We start from the raw sequence: 16,401 nt of genomic DNA, 5'->3' as shown, positions 1-16,401 counted from the left end.
AAAGACTTCGGTATCCAGTTTTAAAGAGCGTGTTTTCATGATTAGGAAGTATATACAATAGAAATATATATTTTCTTATAAGTCCAGGAAAAATGATACAGACTTGATTCATATTTTTCTTGGCCTAGTAAGCTTAATCTTCAATGTTTTTCTAATTTGAGCTCAAATTTGTCCTCACAAACTTTATGAGAATTTATGTTATTTGAATTGATCCGGCTGGAATTCTTGAAAAGCTTCCGCTCCACATCTTTTGCTAAGAGTGTGATGGTGGCGATTTTCTTGGGTTTCTTGGCTCTGATGCTTTTGAGCTACTTATTCATGGCAGGCCTTTTTCTAAATAGGATTTTAGCAGAATTAGTAGAGGGGCAGGGCACGACTGTGACCTTGAACTCCGGGCTGATTTTCTTCTTTTTGGTGGAGTTTATGTACCGGTATTTTCTTCAAAAACTCCCTGTAATCGAGTTGGAAAGTCTTTTGCATTTGCCGATTTCTAAGAAAAGAATTATAAATATCCTGCTTGGAAGATCTTTCTTTTCAGCCCTGAGTGTAGTTGCATTGATCTTGTTTACTCCCTTTGCGTTCACGGAGATCGCTGTTCAATACGGTGTTGCCGGGGCGATATCCTGGCTTGGGGCAGTGGTTTTTATCAGTTGGACTTTGCATTGGTTTATGCTTTGGTTCAAGCAGCGATTCGAAGATAGCCTGATCGGAGTGGTGATCGTTTTTGCAGTTCTGGTCTTAGGCGGAGGCTCCACTTACCTGGGTTGGTTTAATTTGGGTGAATTGGTAGCTCCATTTTTCACTTTTGCCATGAGTAGTTTTATTCCCATGGCAGTTGGTTCTATCACCTGTGTTGTGGGCTATTATTTGGCATTTTCTTATTATTTGAACAATGCCTATTTAGAGGATTTGGCTTCAGAAGAAGAGGTTCGATTTGTAAACCAAAGCGTAGGGTTTTTCTCCAGATTCGGCATGGCAGGGGAATTGGCAAATTTGGAATGGAAACTGATCATCCGCCACAAAAAGAGTAGAACTTTCTTGATGCTGAGTGCTATTTTCTTGTTGTATGGGACGTTTTTCTATGATAATCCAGCCTACCAAGAGGGCCCGATGCGGCACATGTTTATTTTCGTAGGGGTATTCATCACGGGTGTTTTCATGATACAGTATGGACAGTTGTTCTTAAGTTGGAATTCAGGCTATTTCGATTTTTTCCTAGGTAGAAAAGATGGAATAGAGAACCTGATCAAAGGAAAATACCTACTGCTTTTATCCATCTCCTTTCTATGCTTTATGCTTTCTATTCCTTATTTATATTTTGGATGGAAATTCTTGCTGATTCATTTTGCAACTTTCTTATTCAATGCCGGTATTATGATCCACATGATTATTTATCTGGCACTTTGGAAGCCTAAGCCAATGGATCTCAATAAAGGTGCAATGTTCAATTACGAAGGAGTGGGAGCCGCTCAGTTTCTTATGATAATCCCGATGATGATCGCGCCCTATGTGATCTATTTGCCTTTTGCGCTTTTGTTCAATATGTATGCAGGACTGGCTGCCATGGGCACTTTAGGCGTGGTGGGGATCTTGTTCTTCAAGCCACTTTCTAACATTAATATAAATCGGGTATTGAAACACCGTTACGAAATTTCATCTTCATTCCGTCAAGAGTTATGATCAAAGTCACCGAACTAAAAAAACAATATAAAGAAGCTGTTGTACTCGATGTTGCGCTTTTGGAAATCCCCAAATCTGAATGCTTTGGATTGGTAGGGAATAATGGCGCAGGGAAAACGACCTTGTTTAGGATTATGCTCGATCTGGTGAGAGCTACGCATGGCAATGTGGAAATCGACGGAAAAGATGTAAGCAAATCAGACGATTGGAAGCGAATCACGGGTGCTTATCTGGACGAACACATGTTACTTTCCTATTTGACAGCGGATGAGTATTTTCAGACTTTGAGGAAAATCTACGGCCTTTCGGAAGCTGATCTTCAACTTCATTTAAGCAAGTTTACGGAGTTTTTCAATGATGAGATTGTAGGCAAAAAGAAGTACATCCGCGATCTGTCAAAGGGTAATTTGAAGAAAGTAGGTATCGCTGCTGCACTGATGGGAAGTCCAGAGGTGGTATTTTTGGATGAGCCTTTTGAAAATTTGGACCCCAGTTCTCAGATTCGATTGAAGAAATTGATCCTATTGGAAAAGGAAACTTCTCAGGTTACTTTCCTGATTTCTAGCCATGACCTGAACCATGTCACAGAGATTTGCGATCGCATCGTGTTATTGGAAAAAGGAAAAATCATCAATGATATGAGCGACAAGTCGGCTATGCTTTCTGAGCTGGATGCTTATTTCACAGGATAACACTTGATTACAAGTTCGTTTTTTTATAGGAAATGAACATGTAGATTGAAAACTCACATTATCTGGACATATAGTGGCTATATGACCATTTCTTTTATTAACATGAATATGTTCTATGATAATCCGCTTTTCTACCAATAAGGTGGAATAGGTAATGTAGCAAATGTTAAGCTGAAGAATTGAGGCCGCTTCGGTCTTCGGTATTCCAATCAGATAAGCAAGCAATATAAGGTGACTGGCATTATTGCGGATAATCATACTATGTTTTTTCCATGTTCATATTTTCCATAGGAAGCGAAGAGTTCTACAGCCATCGAGAATAATTTCACCACAGAGGACGAGTGGTACAAAGCCTGGATTCTCTATATGCTGAAGGCTGTGGAGAAAACGGCTATTCTCACCGAGAATTTGATCCGGGAGATCATCGTGCAGATGGAAGCTACACTAGCTCATGGCAAATCAAAAATCAAATGGTATTCGAAAGAAGTCAGCGAGCTGATTTTTTCCCAACCTTATCTTGATCCCAAAATCTTGGTTGAACTCATAGGCGTGAGCTCCAGAACGACGCTGACCAAGTATTTCTCAGAACTAAGCGAAGCAAAACTCCTTTTTCAGAAAAAAGATGGCAAGGAAATTTACTACATCAATGAGGAGAGAGCAAGGATTTTAGGGGATTAAAAAAGTCCCTCCGAACATTCAGAGGGACTTTCGAAAGTGCTATCCAAGCCAGCGGATGGACAGCGGTTCAACCGTTAATCAACCAATTTTATTTCCAGCCGCCACCTAGAGCCTGGTAGATAGTTACGGTGGCATTCATTTGTTTCATCTTGGTTTCTATCAATTCGAACTTGGATTCAAGCGCATCTCTTTGGGTTAATAAAACTTCCATATAATCAGCTCGTGCCGAGTTGAAGAGCTCATTGGATATAGCTACTGACTGATTGAGTGCATCTACTTCCTGAGACTTCAAATCATAGGTTTGCTCTAAGTTTTTGATGTTAGAAAGCTGATTAGCTACTTCTATGTAGGCATTCAGAATGGTTTGCTCATAGTCATAGATTGCTTGGATTTGCTTAGCATTCGCGGTCAAATACCTCGCTTTTATTGCATTTCTATTGATCAATGGTGCAACCAGTTCACCTGTCAGAGAATAGATCAGGGATTCTGGGGAAGTGAAGATGTAGCTGGGATTGAATGCATTGAAGCCCAAGCCTGCTGTGATCTCCAAAGTAGGATAGAAGTCAGCTTTGGCTACTTGGATATCTATCTTTGATGCAGCCAGCTCTAACTCAGCTTGTCTGATGTCTGGTCTATTTTCCAAAAGCTGAGAAGGAATTCCTTCATAGATCGTGTGAGGAATCATGTCAGCAAATGCCTCAGAGTTGCGCTCTACTTTCTGAGGAAATCTACCTACCAGGAAGTTGATTCGGTTTTCTACTTCTATGATATCCTGTTGGATTCCATATTGAAGACTTTTGGTGTTCAGTACCTGAGCCTGAAATCTACGGACGGCCAGTTCAGTGACTCTTGCTGCATCCTTTTGATATTTTACTATCTCAAATGCATTGTTTTGAATCTCAATGTTTTGCTGAACGATAGCAAGTTCATTATCCAGCGCCAGCAATTCAAAGTAAGAGTTGGCAATCTCAGAAATCAGATTGGTGACCATGAAGTTTTTGCCTTCCACACTTGCCAGATACCTGGTCAATGCTGATTTTTTAGCATTTCTTAGTTTGTGCCAGATATCGATTTCCCAAGTGGCGTAAGCTCCCAGCATGTAATCTTGCAAGGGATCAGGCATTTCTTTGCCAGGTTTGATATCTGTGTTGGCATCGTTTGCGCCTTGACTGGTGTATCGACCTACTTTGTCCACACCTGCGGCAGCACCGATATTCACTGAAGGTAAGATTTCGCCTTTACGAACTCTCACTTCGTTTTGGGCGATCTGAATTTCCTGCAAAGTGATATTCAACTCCTGATTGTTGCTCAGCGCTGTGTCTATCAAAGCTATCAGGTTTGGATCAGTGAAATACTCCCTCCATGTAAGCTCTTTAGCCGTATTTGTGCTGTCTTGATTGCTATTTTCATAGCGCTCAGGTGTCGTGTTGTTGACGTCTTTTTGTATGAGCTCTGGAGTTTTGCAAGCAGACACTGCCAGTGCTAAGGCCGCTGCGCTCAGACCTATAGTTGCGATTTTTTTAAGCATGTGAATGTTGTTTTTGCTCGGATAGAGGCGTCTCATCTTGATTTTTGATCAATTGGCGGCCATCAGCCAACCTTGCGAAAATGTAGTACAAACCTGGGACTATGATCACCCCGAAGATGGTTCCGAATAGCATCCCACCAAGTGCTGAGGCACCGATGGTATGGTTGCCTATAGCTCCTGCTCCCGAAGCAACGATCAATGGAATCAAGCCTGCGATAAAGGCAAAAGAGGTCATCAGGATTGGGCGGAAACGAACTCGCGCTCCTTCTATCGCGGCTTCCAGGATTGAGAATCCTTCCTGTCGCTTTTGCACGGCAAATTCCACAATCAGCACGGCATTTTTTCCCAACAAGCCCACCAGCATGATCAAGCCAATCTGCGCGTAGATGTCATTGTCCAATCCCATTAATTTTAGTAAGAAAAAGGAACCGAATACCCCTGCCGGGAGAGAGAATACAACCGCAAGCGGGATAATAAAGCTTTCATACTGAGCTGCAAGTACGAAGTAAACAAACACCAATACGATCAAGAATACGTAAAGCGCCTCATTTCCTCTGTTCGACTCATCGTAAGAAAGGCCTTCCCATGCGATGTCGTATCCTTTCGGTAAGGTCTGCTCCGATACTTCCCGAATCGCCTGAATGGCATCAGCAGTAGTGTATCCAGGAGCAGGAAGCCCTCGGATGGATGCTGAATTATACATGTTATAGCGGGTGACTTCGTTAGGTCCCTGAGTTTTCTTCATCGTCATGAATGCAGAATAGGGGACCATTTCTCCAGCTTCATTTTTTACAAATAAATCTAGTACGTCTGACGGAAGCCTTCTGAATGCAGGATCAGACTGCACATATACTTTGAAAAATCTCCCAAATCGTATAAACCCTTGCTCGTAAGTACTACCGATGAGAATGTTTAGATTTTCCATGGCATCTCCGATAGAAACACCTTTTTGCATTGCCTTGTCATTGTCAATCTCCAATTCATACTGAGGATAATTGGCAGCAAAGAAGGTAAATAAGCCACTAAGCTCTTTGCGTGCACCAAGGTCATCCATGAATTTCTTATTGATCTTGTCAAAATCCTGGTAATCAGTAGTGGTAGTTTTGTCTAACAGACGTAGTGAGAAACCACCTGATGAGCCAAAACCCGGAATTGCCGGAGGTTCGAAGAATTCTACGACAGCACCAAGCCCTTTTGATTCATGCTCAAGCTCTTCCATGATTTCCTTCACGGAATGCTTTCGCTCGCCCCATGGCTTCAAATTGATCAAACAGGTACCGGCATTAGAGCCTCGGCCTTCAGTCATGATCTCATATCCTGCCAGAGATGAAACTGATTCTACTCCGTCTATTTCCTCACAGATTTTTTGAAGTTTCTGAGAAACTTGATTGGTGCGCTCTAGTGTAGATCCTGGAGGCGTTTGGATGATTGCATAGATAGTTCCCTGATCTTCACTTGGGATAAATCCGGATGGAAGTATTTGGTTTTCAAAAACAATACCTGCTCCGAATAGTAAAAGAATCACCCAAGTCAACCATCGTCTGCTCACCATAGTACGAAGTAAGCTGACGTATTTGCCGGTTAACTTCTCAAACCCACTGTTGAATCCATCCAATGCTTTGGAAAGGATATTCTTTTTCTTCTCCTTTCCATGGTGATTTTTCAACAGCATAGCGCAAAGTACTGGAGTTAGCGTCAAGGCAATGATCGCTGAAATCACAATGGAACTAGCCATGGTAATGGAGAACTGACGATAGAAAGTACCCACAGGTCCACTCATAAAGGAGATTGGTAAGAATACCGAAACCATGACTGCCGTGATGGCGATGATCGCACCGGAGATTTCACCCAATACTCTTTTTACCGCTTGATACGGAGTCAGATGAGGCATTTCTTCCATCTTGGCGTGGACCGCTTCCACCACCACAATGGCATCATCGACCACAATTCCAATAGCAAGTACTAGGGCGAAAAGGGTGATGATGTTGATCGAAAGCCCAAAAATCTGGAGGACAAAGAATGCTCCGATCAGTGATACTGGTACGGCTATGATCGGAATCAAGGTCGATCGCCAGTCACCCAAGAATACAAAGACAACCAGCGCAACTAGGATAAAGGCATCCCGCAACGTATGAATTACTTGCTCCGTGGAGGCGTCCAGGAATCTGGAAACGTCATAACTGATGCTGTAATCCATTCCGGGAGGAAAGGACTGCTTCATAATCTCTAGCTCAGCTTTCACCTCTTCGATTACCTCACTCGCGTTACTTCCATAGTTCTGCTTTAAGACTATTGCCGCTGAGGGTTTGCCATCCAGATTGGAGTAGATATCAAAAAATTCACTGCCCAGTTCCGTTTTGGCAATATCTTTTAAGTGTATGCTTTCGCCGTCTGAATTTGCTCGAATGACGATATTGTCATACTCTTCCGCCTTACTGAAACGCCCTTTGTATGTTAACACATACTCTAAAGATTGCGCCTCTATACCGGAACTTTGGCCTATCCGTCCAGGTCGGCCTACGATACTTTGCTCTTGCATCGCTTCCATCACCTCATCTACTGAGATGTTGTAAGCCCGCATACGGTCAGGATTTAGCCATACCCGCATCGCATACGTTCGGCTACCTAATATTTGTGATCTTGCTACTCCTTTGATCCGGTTGATTTCAGGGATCATATTCACGTTAGCGTAGTTATACAGGAATTTTTCATCCATGCTTTCGCTCGTTGAATACAGGTTCACATACATCAACATACTAGGTTGGATAGGAGTGATTACCACACCTTCGCGCTGAACTAGCTCTGGCAAAAGAGGCATCACTTGATCCACTCTTGTCTTCACTCGGATAACAGCCTGATTGGGATCGGTTCCCGGTTCGAAGATGATGTTAATGGTAGCTTCTCCAGCACTGGTAGCATCTGTCGCCATGTATCTCATATCCTGGACACCGTTGATGGCATTTTCCAGGGTGATCAGCGTGGACTTCACCAATACATCAGCACTTGAGCCTGGGTAGGCTATGAAAATACTTACCGTAGTAGGTGCAATAGGCGGAAACTGCGATATGGGCAGTTGATTGATAGACAGAGATCCTACAAATACAATGATGATAGAGATCACAATCGCAAGGACTGGTCTTTTTATGAATGTGCTAAACATTAGTTGTTCTGTTTTTAGGGGAGAAAAAACTATTCAGCATAGAGGCCTAACTGGGACAAGGCAGTTTTTGGCTGCACGAAGTCAAAGTGTATTTCGTCATTTTCTCTTACCAGGCGAAGCCCCTCTAGGAGGATTTTATCGGTGGTTTCTAAGCCTGCTGCGACCACATAAATGTGTGGGATTTCAGCAGCGATGCTTATTTCTCTTGAGCGTACTCTGTTCTCTGAATCCACTACAAAGACATATTTCTTATCTAAAACTTCAAATGTGGCTTTCTGAGGAATCAGCAGCGCATTTTTTAATGGAATTCGCATTTCGATGTTGCCAGTTTCCCCATGTCTCAGAAGTCCTTCAGGATTTGGAAATGTGGCTCTGAACGCAATGTTTCCAGTTTCATTGTTGAAATCTGCCTCGATCGTTTCTACTATACCCTGATGTGCGAAGTATTTGTTGTTTGCCATTAATAGATGGACTATTACATCCTCATCGCTCTTAACTTCAGATTTATATTCTAAATATTCTGCTTCAGGGACGTTGTAGTACACCCACATTTTACTGTTGTCAGAAAACTCAGATAGTAGCTCTCCTTCTTCCAGCAAACTCCCTTCTCTAACTCTGAACCGACCGATGATTCCGTCAAATGGAGCTCTGATTTCGGTGAACTGTAAGTGAACTTCTGCTAGAGCAAGTTCTGCCTGAGCTTTGGACAATTTTGCTTTTGCCATGGCCAGTTCGTTCGGCGCTACGATATTTCTATCTGCCAGTGTTTTCGTGTTTTGGTATTCGATCTCGGCAAATTCAACTTCTGCCTTTGCGCTTTGCTGCTCTGCTTCGTACAGCTTAGGCATGATCTTGAACATGAGCTGGCCTTTTTTCACTAATTGGCCTTCATCCACATAGATCTTTTGTAAGTAGCCTCTTTCCTGAGCGCGAAGCTCAATGTGTTGAATAGAATTAATTTGAGACACATAATCTTTGGTGATCAAGGTGTCCATCGTTAGCGGGCTAGTTACCTGAAAGGTAGTTTCAGCCTCCTGATGCTCTTCCTCATGGGAGCTGCAGCTGGATATCCACAGTGAGGCGCACAGGCCTAAGAGCATGAAAATTTGATTTTTCATTTGATTTTTCATTTGTTTTTAGATGGCCTACCCAACGGTTTGGGGCGGGCTTTGCAATCTCGAGGGAGTTTTTAAATCCCAAATTTTGAAGGTTGAGTCAATCTGGATTTCATTGGTTGATTAGTAAATCGAGAAAGATCCTGGTGATTTTGGGTGTTTGTGTAGTCGTAAATACACGGGTTCTTCTGGACGCCAATAGCCGATAACTATGGAAGCAGAAGGATAATTAAGAAAAAGGGAGAGTTGTAGGCAAAAAGGATTTTCGCCTTGAAAAAGTATATTAAATTATAAATACCTGTAAGACTACGTGCTTACGGAGTTCACTGGTATTGGGTACAAACTTGCTGAAATGCAAGTCGTGAGATAAATCCAGAAAAAGAAAGCCAAAAACTCGAGTGAAGAAATAAGAAGCCTCAAGCTGAGTGCTTTTTAAGAACTTATGATCTGTGGAAAACTCATCGTCTTCCTCTTCGACCTTAGAATTATTGACGGTGAATATGTCCTTGCCTTTCGCTTTGGAAGTAGAAAAGGTGAGTGGATGCTGTTTTGTATTATTTGTGCCGACAACAGACTCGAATGAGCCACCAAGATTGTCTATAGCGGCGTCATTAGCGACGTTAGCGTAGATTGCGCTGTAGCCACTCGATAAGAGTATGCTTAGTGCTAAAAGAAATCTAACTAAATACTTTGCCATTTCGACGCAAACTTATAGAAGCTATTTATGATATTCAAACATATTTCATTAATTATCTTTTGGGTTGCACAAAAAAGTAAGGAGTAATTTTTTACGTAAGATCCTTCCGGTAAGAATGTCTGCTACATTGAACTTATTGAAAAAAAAATTGCTGACAGACCTCTCAGGAAATAGAAAAGCTTTCCCCTAGCTAGAAATTAAAACTAGCGTTTACTTTTATTGGTTGACTATCGTGAAATTCTGCTTTTACTTTTCAATCCAAAAAATGATGTCTTGATCCTTTCCTTTCTTAAAATGAAAAAACCTCTCGGTTACGGAGAGGTTTGAACATTGATTTTTAGCGAATTCAGTTTTAGGAGATCTGCAAAACCGCTTCATCGATTTGCACATCTCCAGCCAGAATTTCGAAATGGGAATTATGTGCCACCTCATGAGCAAGCACATGCACAAGTGTTTTGGCGACATCTTCCCGTGAAATTTTGCCTGACTCGTCAAAAGATTGCTCTGCTTTGATTTTTCCCTGCCCTTTGTCATCTGTCAATCCGCCTGGTCTTACTATCGTGTATTCCAAGCCACTTGCTTTCAAATACTCATCAGCATTATGCTTGGCTTTGAGGTATTTATACAAGTCAGAATCTTCATCAGGATTTTCCGCGCCCATGGAGCTGAGCATCACATATTTTTTGAGATGGTACTTTTTCGCCAAATCCACACTTTTCTTGGCTCCTTCCTGATCTACGGCTATTGTTTTTTCATCGCTACTGGATCCACCAGCACCAGCGGCGAAGATTACTTTGTCGATATTTTCGAAGGCATGCTCGAAGTCTTCCTCTAAATCGCCGAGCACAATTCGTATATTTTTCTCTTCGAATTGTTTTTTTTGAGACTCTTTGCGGACCATCGCCACAGGCCTGTAGCCTGGAGAATCTGCCAATATATCGCAAATCAATTGACCTGTAGAGCCGTTTGCGCCTATCACTAGAATGTTCTGAATATCTTGTTTCATGATTTTTTGAGTTTAATTATGCTTCAAAAAAATCAATAAGCTTGCCACGCACTTGGCATCTATCCAAACGCGCACCGGAATTACTTCTCTTGTTCAAGCTTTTTTGGAGAAAAAAACCGACAGCTTGGTCACTTCTTTATTCAGGAAACCATTAAATCTTGTCTTTACTTGCTTAACAAATAAATGAAGCGAAGAGGAATTTCCGGACTGTTCTTTTTTAGTTGGAACTTTGAGCAAGTCTTGACACCATTATCCCTGATTGAGTTTTGTTCGCAGCCAAATAATCGCTGAGCGGTTTTTCGGAGATTTCTACCACCATGTTTTTTGAGGAGGCATGCATCAGATGAATCCTTCCATTTTTCTCAAAAGCAAACCCTACATGCACCATGTCGAGATTGGGTAGGGATGTCGTGATCGCTATGATGTCACCCGTTTGGATGGATTTTTCCAATTTAGAGATGTTGTCTTTTGGGATGAGAAAATACTTGCGAGTCGCAATGACGGCTTCAGTTTCCTTAATTGCAGCTACATTAGTAGGATCAGCGAGCTGTGGGTAAAACTTTGGGTTTTCCGACATAAAAGTCGGGGCATTAGGATAAGGAATTCCACCTATTTCCTCGGTGATGTCTTTGAAAAGCCCTTTTTCACCATTTGCATACATCCAATCTGAGAAGTAATGCAGGCGAGATGGATAGCCGGTATTTTGACCATTTCGATAGCGAATCAGTTCCAACTCCCGCTCAAAGGCCTCTGGGGTGGATTCACATTTTTCCGCTAATTGCACCAGAGCAATCACACTTTCCAAATAGGTGGTACAATCCACACCAATCAAATCGATCACCAGCTGCTCCTCTCCCGGGAGTTCTAGCGTTTTGGCTACATACGGGGTACCGATGAACCACTGTCCAATCGCCGCCACTAGTTCACCACTAGACTTGCCATCTGCTTCGAGTTCAGCCACTTTGCTCAGATTTTGCGCTAGCTTTAGTTGGTTTTCAGGGGTGCAAACCGTTTGGGCTTGGGTGGAAAAGGAAAGGAGTAGGAAAGAGAGCAGGAGGAGTTTCAAGGTGAGTGAGGTTTTGTAAACGGTTGTAAAATAAAATGAATCTCAGTCTTATTCAACCATCCTATGTGCTACCAGATAATTTCCTTTCCTTTTTCCCTCCGCCCTCACAAAGCCATGATCTTTCTAGTGACGGTTCTAATTGGTCGGATATAAATGCTAAGAGCAAAGCTTCTCCATTTTTAGAAATCTTCATTTAAAAAAATGAAGAACTAAGCCCTTGTTGTTGAATTCTGATTCAATCCAATTGATAGAAATTGTCTCTTCGATTTGAATCGGGTCGGGTGCCCCAGGGATCCAGGCCGATCCATTGGGGCTTGACCTTGGAGATGAGAGTAAATTCCCCACTGCCTTGATGTATAGCGATTTTTTGGTTTGAAAGGATTTCAGATTCGGTACTGATATCTTCCGGATGAGCAGCTAACAGCGCTAGTGTAAATGGCTCATCCATAGCTATTTCCTGCACCGAGCCATCAACTAATGTTGCCAGCTTTTTGGCTGAATAGGCAACTTTCAGTTCGTACTCACCATTGCTTAATAGTTTCGTATTTACTTCGTGAATTTTGATGTCGTAGTGAATCACTTTTTCAAACCAATCTTGAATTAGGGCCTTTTCTGCTGGGCTGCTTAGCGCGTTTAATTCGCTCAGAAAATCGCTGATCTTTGCTGCGGGTTTGGGGTTAGTTCTATTGGCAGCGACTATTTTTCGAATTACAGAATTGACTTTTTCCGCTCCGATCAATTCCTGAGTAGCCAGCAAACTGATTAGACTTTTTCCGTAGGATAAATAATTTTGGCTTTCCAGTTTGGACAGTGGTGGCTCTTTTTCTGAAGCGAAGGCTCTACCCGAAAAGTACGTTCGGTTGGCATTGTCGGTTAGGTGCCAAATCGCTTGTTTTCCTAGTTCTTTTTCCATCACCATCGCCTCGGCATATTTGGCAAAACCTTCTACGAACAGAGATGCGCCTGGTAGATTTCTTGGAGCTAGAAGATGCCCAAACCACTGGTGGGCCACCTCGTGAATCACCCGCTTGCGTTGCAAATCAAATTGATTTTTGGGTTCTGGCTTCACCAGGAAATAATTGTCCTCAACCATGCTGATCACGCCCGGATGAGCAAAGCCTCCAAAACCCCAGTAGGATGGCACTTCTACGATTTTCAGATGTGTATCCGGGTATTCACCAAAAGTTTCAGAGAGTATTTCCAAACTGGTCTTCATGGTGGACAACGTCACATTTGAAGCCATCTGGTGGCTGGGAATCGAATAGACTTCTAACAAAACATTTTCTGATTGTAAACTTTCTTTGTGAAAATTACCCGAGAAAAAAGCGAAGGCAGGCATGATCTGATGCGTACTTTTAAACTTGAAAATGTTTCTGTCTCTTGTTGTTTTTTGATCCATCAAATCTCCCGAGGTGAGTGCGGTTTGACCTAAATCCGTGCTGATTTCTGCTTCAAAATCAACTTTCACTAGATTCATTTCTATACCATCAGCATGCTCTTGAGGTCCAAATTTCTCAGGTTTGAGCGGTAAACCTCGCTTTCTTCTCTCCTGATTATCGCTGATTTCCCGGCCTTCAGAAAACCCAAAGTACGGAGCAAAATCCCTGAAATTGAGGTAGGTGCCATCTCGGATGATCGCTGGATCTGAAGTAAAGATGTTTTTTTGGGATTGTACCTCAAATGAGAATTCCAGCTCTTCATCGACTTCTATCGGTTTTTCAAACTCAACTATATAAACGCCTTGAGCTTCGTCTTTGGAGATTTCCCTGGCGTATTGCAGGCTTATACTCTTCAATTCTTCTTTTTCGGTTAGTAGGATTTTGCTGATAATTTTATCACTCGTATTCTTTAGTTTGCCTTGAATTGTGGCGGCAAAAGTCCCTTGCGATGGATAAAGATCTACTTTGAGATATAGGGAGGAATAGCTCAAAAGTGCGGTTGTCTCATAGGGTTTGTAGTTAAGTTCATACTGCTCTTTTTTGCTTAGCATTTCGGCTTGACTTTGATACTTTTCTACATAATTGATCTGATAGAAGCTAAAGCCAGCTAAAGTAAGAAATGCCGTCAAGCCGAGGATTCCAGCGTTTTTGTATTTATTCCAAGAGGATTTCTCGGAAATTCTAGCGAGTGATCCCTGCCAGTTATTGATTGAAAATAGGACCGAACTGCCGATCAGGAAGATCCAAAGCAGGGCTAAAACCCAGAATCCACTAGAATTCATTTCCCATCCTGCCTGCTCACTGTAGATCAAAGCCGGGAGATCTCCGATTTTGAAAAGTGGATGATTCAGTCCCAATGCCGTACCTAATGGGCCGGAGAAAAGGGCGAAACTAAGACCTGAGATTCCCATGCCGAGGTAGTTGCTTTTGCAGAAATTCTGAATGAGTAGAAATAGTGTAGCGTAGAAGGCAAGTGAAATTCCAGGATATACAAAAAGGCTGAAAAGTGCCAAGCTATCCGTGCTGAGGTATCCTTGGGACAAGTGAAATATTAACGTTAGTAATACGGTGACCTCGATAATCAGCAGGATTAGGATCAAGAGGGAAATAAGTTTGGACAGGAAAAAATACCGGTTTGGTGTAGGGGTAGCGCCAAGGATTTCATGGAATTTCGATGCCCTTGCTCTCCAGACTAATTCCCCCGAGAAAAATATCAGCAAGAGAATTCCAAATAAATACAAGGGCTGCTGAATCTGCTCCAAGAGCAGTTGACTGGCTGGGAAATAGCGTTCATTGTATGCGCCTCCCGCCGAGATTTTGGAGTAAATCTCAGTGATGGCCAGGATGAGCCATGTTCCCATGATCCCCCAAAAAGCTATGCTTTTAAGAATAAGTCGAAGATCCTGACGGATAAGTGTTTCCAAAATTGGCCTATATCTTTTGGTGCAAATAGCAGGTGCTTCTGGTGCGTGGATAATACTAGTTGCTACTTTGGTTCGGTCTTCTTGTGATTCCGATTTTGCTTTTCTTTTTGCGCTATGCTCAGATCTGAACGAAAATTTGGCATAACTGAAAGCGAGCAAAAGTCCACTGATTCCTATCCACAGAACTCGATTCCAGCCCAGAAGGCCAAGGAAGGAAATTGATTCTTGATTTTTCTGAAAAGGAGTCCACAGGTTGGTTTGCTCAAAAAAGGCTGAAAGCCCAAATGGATCTGCCAAAGCTGCTGCAAATAGGTTTTCGCTGGCGACGGGACTCGCATTAGCCAGAAGAGGCGAGTTCAAAAATATGGCTGAGATAAAGTACAGCGCATAGATTAAAACGGCCATGGCATAGGTTGCCAAGGAGTTTTTGGTAAGCAGACATACGGAAAACAGCAACACTGTGCAGAAGGTGACTGATGGAATCAAAAATATCCAAGCTACGGAAATGCTGTCTTGTAGATTGAAGCTAGCAATTCGGCTTGGGTCTAGGTCTGAGAAGCCGACGCCCAAATAAAATCCTGGAACTGCTAGGAGCAAAACCAGAATTCCTACGAGCCATGCGCCGAGGAATCGACTGAAAAAGAACCCGTTTTTGGACAGCTGAGTCGTATATATAAGTGCTTCCATGCTATACGTCTTGTCTCTCTGGACTGCCGTGACGACAAAAAACATGATGGAAAAAACAGCTCCAAGACTGATCAAGCCCATTTTGAAAAATAACTCATAGGCAGAATTGTAATTTACGCCAGCAGGAGTAGCTCCCTGGCTGCCCATCAAGTATGCAAAACCAAAATAGATCAGCGCAAAAATGTGAACGGCTTTGGTTTTCAGTTGGTAGCTGAGCTCAAACCTAAGTAAGGATGTGAAGTGTACGCCTCTCATTTCTTGGAAGATTGAAGAGTGGAAAAATAGAAGTCTTCCAAGCTTGGATTGACCTGAGCAAAACCGGCATCAGGCAATTCATCTGCTTGTACATGAATGAGGGTTGCTCCAGCGATGAGTTTGGAGGAGATGATATTCAGCTTTTCTTGGTAGGCTGGCAACTCGGATTTGGAGATTTTTTTACACCATATTTTCCCGATTAAACTTGCAGTAAGCAAAGCTGGATTCCCTTGCGCGATGATTTTTCCTTGGTTCATGATGGCCATTTGGGGACAAAGCTCCAAGACATCATCAACCAAATGAGTGGATAGGATGACGATTACATTTTCCCCGATTTCACTGAGTAGATTCAGAAATCGGTTTCTTTCCTCAGGATCCAGGCCGGCAGTAGGCTCGTCCACGATGATTAATTTTGGATCTCCAAGGAGTGCTTGCGCAATTCCAAATCGCTGCTTCATTCCCCCGGAATAAGAGTACACGGCTTTTTTTCTATGGTCAAAGAGGTTGGTTTGCTGTAGAAGAAATTCAATCTGCTCTTTTCGTTGGTTGGAATTTGAGATTCCTTTCAAAATAGCTAAGTGATCGAGTAGCTCAAGTGCGGAGGTCCGGGGATACACGCCAAATTCCTGTGGCAGGTAGCCAAGTGATGAGCGGATAAGCTCAGGTTGATTTTGTACCTCATTTTCGTTAAAAAGAATTTCCCCAGAGTCAGCTGATTGAAGCATGGCTAAGGTTCTCATGAGGGTAGATTTGCCAGCGCCATTTGGGCCCAACAGGCCAAACATTCCGTTGGTAATGGTTAGAGATACGCCGTCCAGGGCCTTTACGCCATTGGGATAAGTTTTGCAGAGCTTGCTGATTTTGAGTGTGTTCATTTTGGCCTTTTCTATTTTGGAGAAGCGAAGGTTGAGAATCGGCCTGAGCGCAACTAATTAAGATGTCGTACTGCTTGTATTTGAGGATGAACCCGACAA

General features: G+C 42.6%; 11 protein-coding genes. 3 read left to right on the top strand and 8 right to left on the bottom strand.

All coding sequences use genetic code 11. The features are described 5' to 3' along the window. The first annotated feature begins 195 nt into the window (after window positions 1–195). The 3 genes from ABJH64_RS13190 to ABJH64_RS13180 all read left to right on the top strand — a co-directional run bounded on the left by ABJH64_RS13190 (window position 196) and on the right by ABJH64_RS13180 (window position 3,050). Window positions 196–1,680, top strand: a complete 1,485-nt coding sequence (locus ABJH64_RS13190) for a DUF5687 family protein (protein ID WP_348299864.1) — start codon at window positions 196–198, stop codon at window positions 1,678–1,680. Next, window positions 1,677–2,372: an ABC transporter ATP-binding protein gene (locus tag ABJH64_RS13185; protein WP_348299863.1), complete on the top strand. Its 696-nt coding sequence runs from the start codon at window positions 1,677–1,679 to the stop codon at window positions 2,370–2,372. The genes ABJH64_RS13190 and ABJH64_RS13185 overlap by 4 nt, the downstream gene beginning before the upstream one ends. 366 nt (window positions 2,373–2,738) lie before the next feature. Continuing rightward, a complete protein-coding gene (locus tag ABJH64_RS13180) occupies window positions 2,739–3,050 on the top strand; it encodes a hypothetical protein (RefSeq protein ID WP_348299862.1) in 312 nt (103 codons plus the stop codon). An 88-nt stretch (window positions 3,051–3,138) separates the two neighbouring features. Here the strand turns inward: ABJH64_RS13180 and ABJH64_RS13175 are convergent, their stop codons facing one another. From ABJH64_RS13175 to ABJH64_RS13140, 8 genes are all read right to left on the bottom strand, one after another. Beyond that, window positions 3,139–4,578: a TolC family protein gene (locus tag ABJH64_RS13175; RefSeq protein WP_348299861.1), complete on the bottom strand. Its 1,440-nt coding sequence runs from the start codon at window positions 4,576–4,578 to the stop codon at window positions 3,139–3,141. Next, a complete protein-coding gene (locus tag ABJH64_RS13170; RefSeq protein ID WP_348299860.1) occupies window positions 4,571–7,738 on the bottom strand; it encodes an efflux RND transporter permease subunit in 3,168 nt (1,055 codons plus the stop codon). Before ABJH64_RS13170 ends, ABJH64_RS13175 begins: the two co-directional genes overlap by 8 nt. 29 nt (window positions 7,739–7,767) lie before the next feature. After that, entirely contained in the window at window positions 7,768–8,856 is a 1,089-nt protein-coding gene (locus tag ABJH64_RS13165) for an efflux RND transporter periplasmic adaptor subunit (RefSeq protein WP_348299859.1), read from the bottom strand. A gap of 280 nt (window positions 8,857–9,136) precedes the next feature. Then, window positions 9,137–9,550, bottom strand: coding sequence for a hypothetical protein (locus tag ABJH64_RS13160; protein ID WP_348299858.1), 414 nt, complete (start codon window positions 9,548–9,550; stop codon window positions 9,137–9,139). Window positions 9,551–9,902: 352 nt separating this feature from the next. Next, a complete protein-coding gene (locus ABJH64_RS13155; RefSeq protein WP_348299857.1) occupies window positions 9,903–10,556 on the bottom strand; it encodes an SDR family oxidoreductase in 654 nt (217 codons plus the stop codon). A 217-nt stretch (window positions 10,557–10,773) separates the two neighbouring features. Further along, complete coding sequence (locus ABJH64_RS13150; protein ID WP_348299856.1) at window positions 10,774–11,622, bottom strand: N-acetylmuramoyl-L-alanine amidase-like domain-containing protein; 849 nt, start codon at window positions 11,620–11,622, stop codon at window positions 10,774–10,776. A 235-nt stretch (window positions 11,623–11,857) separates the two neighbouring features. Next, window positions 11,858–15,427, bottom strand: a complete 3,570-nt coding sequence (locus tag ABJH64_RS13145) for a M1 family aminopeptidase (protein ID WP_348299855.1) — start codon at window positions 15,425–15,427, stop codon at window positions 11,858–11,860. Further along, the gene (locus ABJH64_RS13140) at window positions 15,424–16,302 is read right to left on the bottom strand and encodes an ABC transporter ATP-binding protein (RefSeq protein ID WP_348276917.1); all 879 of its coding nucleotides are present in this window, start codon (window positions 16,300–16,302) and stop codon (window positions 15,424–15,426) included. Before ABJH64_RS13140 ends, ABJH64_RS13145 begins: the two co-directional genes overlap by 4 nt. Window positions 16,303–16,401: the final 99 nt, after the last annotated feature.

The sequence above is a fragment of the Algoriphagus sp. genome, from assembly GCF_039969895.1.
Taxonomy (GTDB): Bacteria; Bacteroidota; Bacteroidia; order Cytophagales; family Cyclobacteriaceae; genus Algoriphagus.
Note: the sequence above shows the minus strand (reverse complement) of the source record. Positions and strands in the feature narration are given on the sequence as shown.

What these genes read in the sequence shown, in the direction of transcription:
- ABJH64_RS13190 (WP_348299864.1), top strand. Translation starts at nt 196, where the DNA reads ATGTTATTTGAATTGATCCGGCTGGAATTCTTGAAAAGCTTCCGCTCC.
- ABJH64_RS13185 (WP_348299863.1), top strand. Translation starts at nt 1,677, where the DNA reads ATGATCAAAGTCACCGAACTAAAAAAACAATATAAAGAAGCTGTTGTA.
- ABJH64_RS13180 (WP_348299862.1), top strand. Translation starts at nt 2,739, where the DNA reads ATGCTGAAGGCTGTGGAGAAAACGGCTATTCTCACCGAGAATTTGATC.
- ABJH64_RS13175 (WP_348299861.1), bottom strand. Translation starts at nt 4,578, where the DNA reads ATGCTTAAAAAAATCGCAACTATAGGTCTGAGCGCAGCGGCCTTAGCA.
- ABJH64_RS13170 (WP_348299860.1), bottom strand. Translation starts at nt 7,738, where the DNA reads ATGTTTAGCACATTCATAAAAAGACCAGTCCTTGCGATTGTGATCTCT.
- ABJH64_RS13165 (WP_348299859.1), bottom strand. Translation starts at nt 8,856, where the DNA reads ATGAAAAATCAAATTTTCATGCTCTTAGGCCTGTGCGCCTCACTGTGG.
- ABJH64_RS13160 (WP_348299858.1), bottom strand. Translation starts at nt 9,550, where the DNA reads ATGGCAAAGTATTTAGTTAGATTTCTTTTAGCACTAAGCATACTCTTA.
- ABJH64_RS13155 (WP_348299857.1), bottom strand. Translation starts at nt 10,556, where the DNA reads ATGAAACAAGATATTCAGAACATTCTAGTGATAGGCGCAAACGGCTCT.
- ABJH64_RS13145 (WP_348299855.1), bottom strand. Translation starts at nt 15,427, where the DNA reads ATGAGAGGCGTACACTTCACATCCTTACTTAGGTTTGAGCTCAGCTAC.
- ABJH64_RS13140 (WP_348276917.1), bottom strand. Translation starts at nt 16,302, where the DNA reads ATGAACACACTCAAAATCAGCAAGCTCTGCAAAACTTATCCCAATGGC.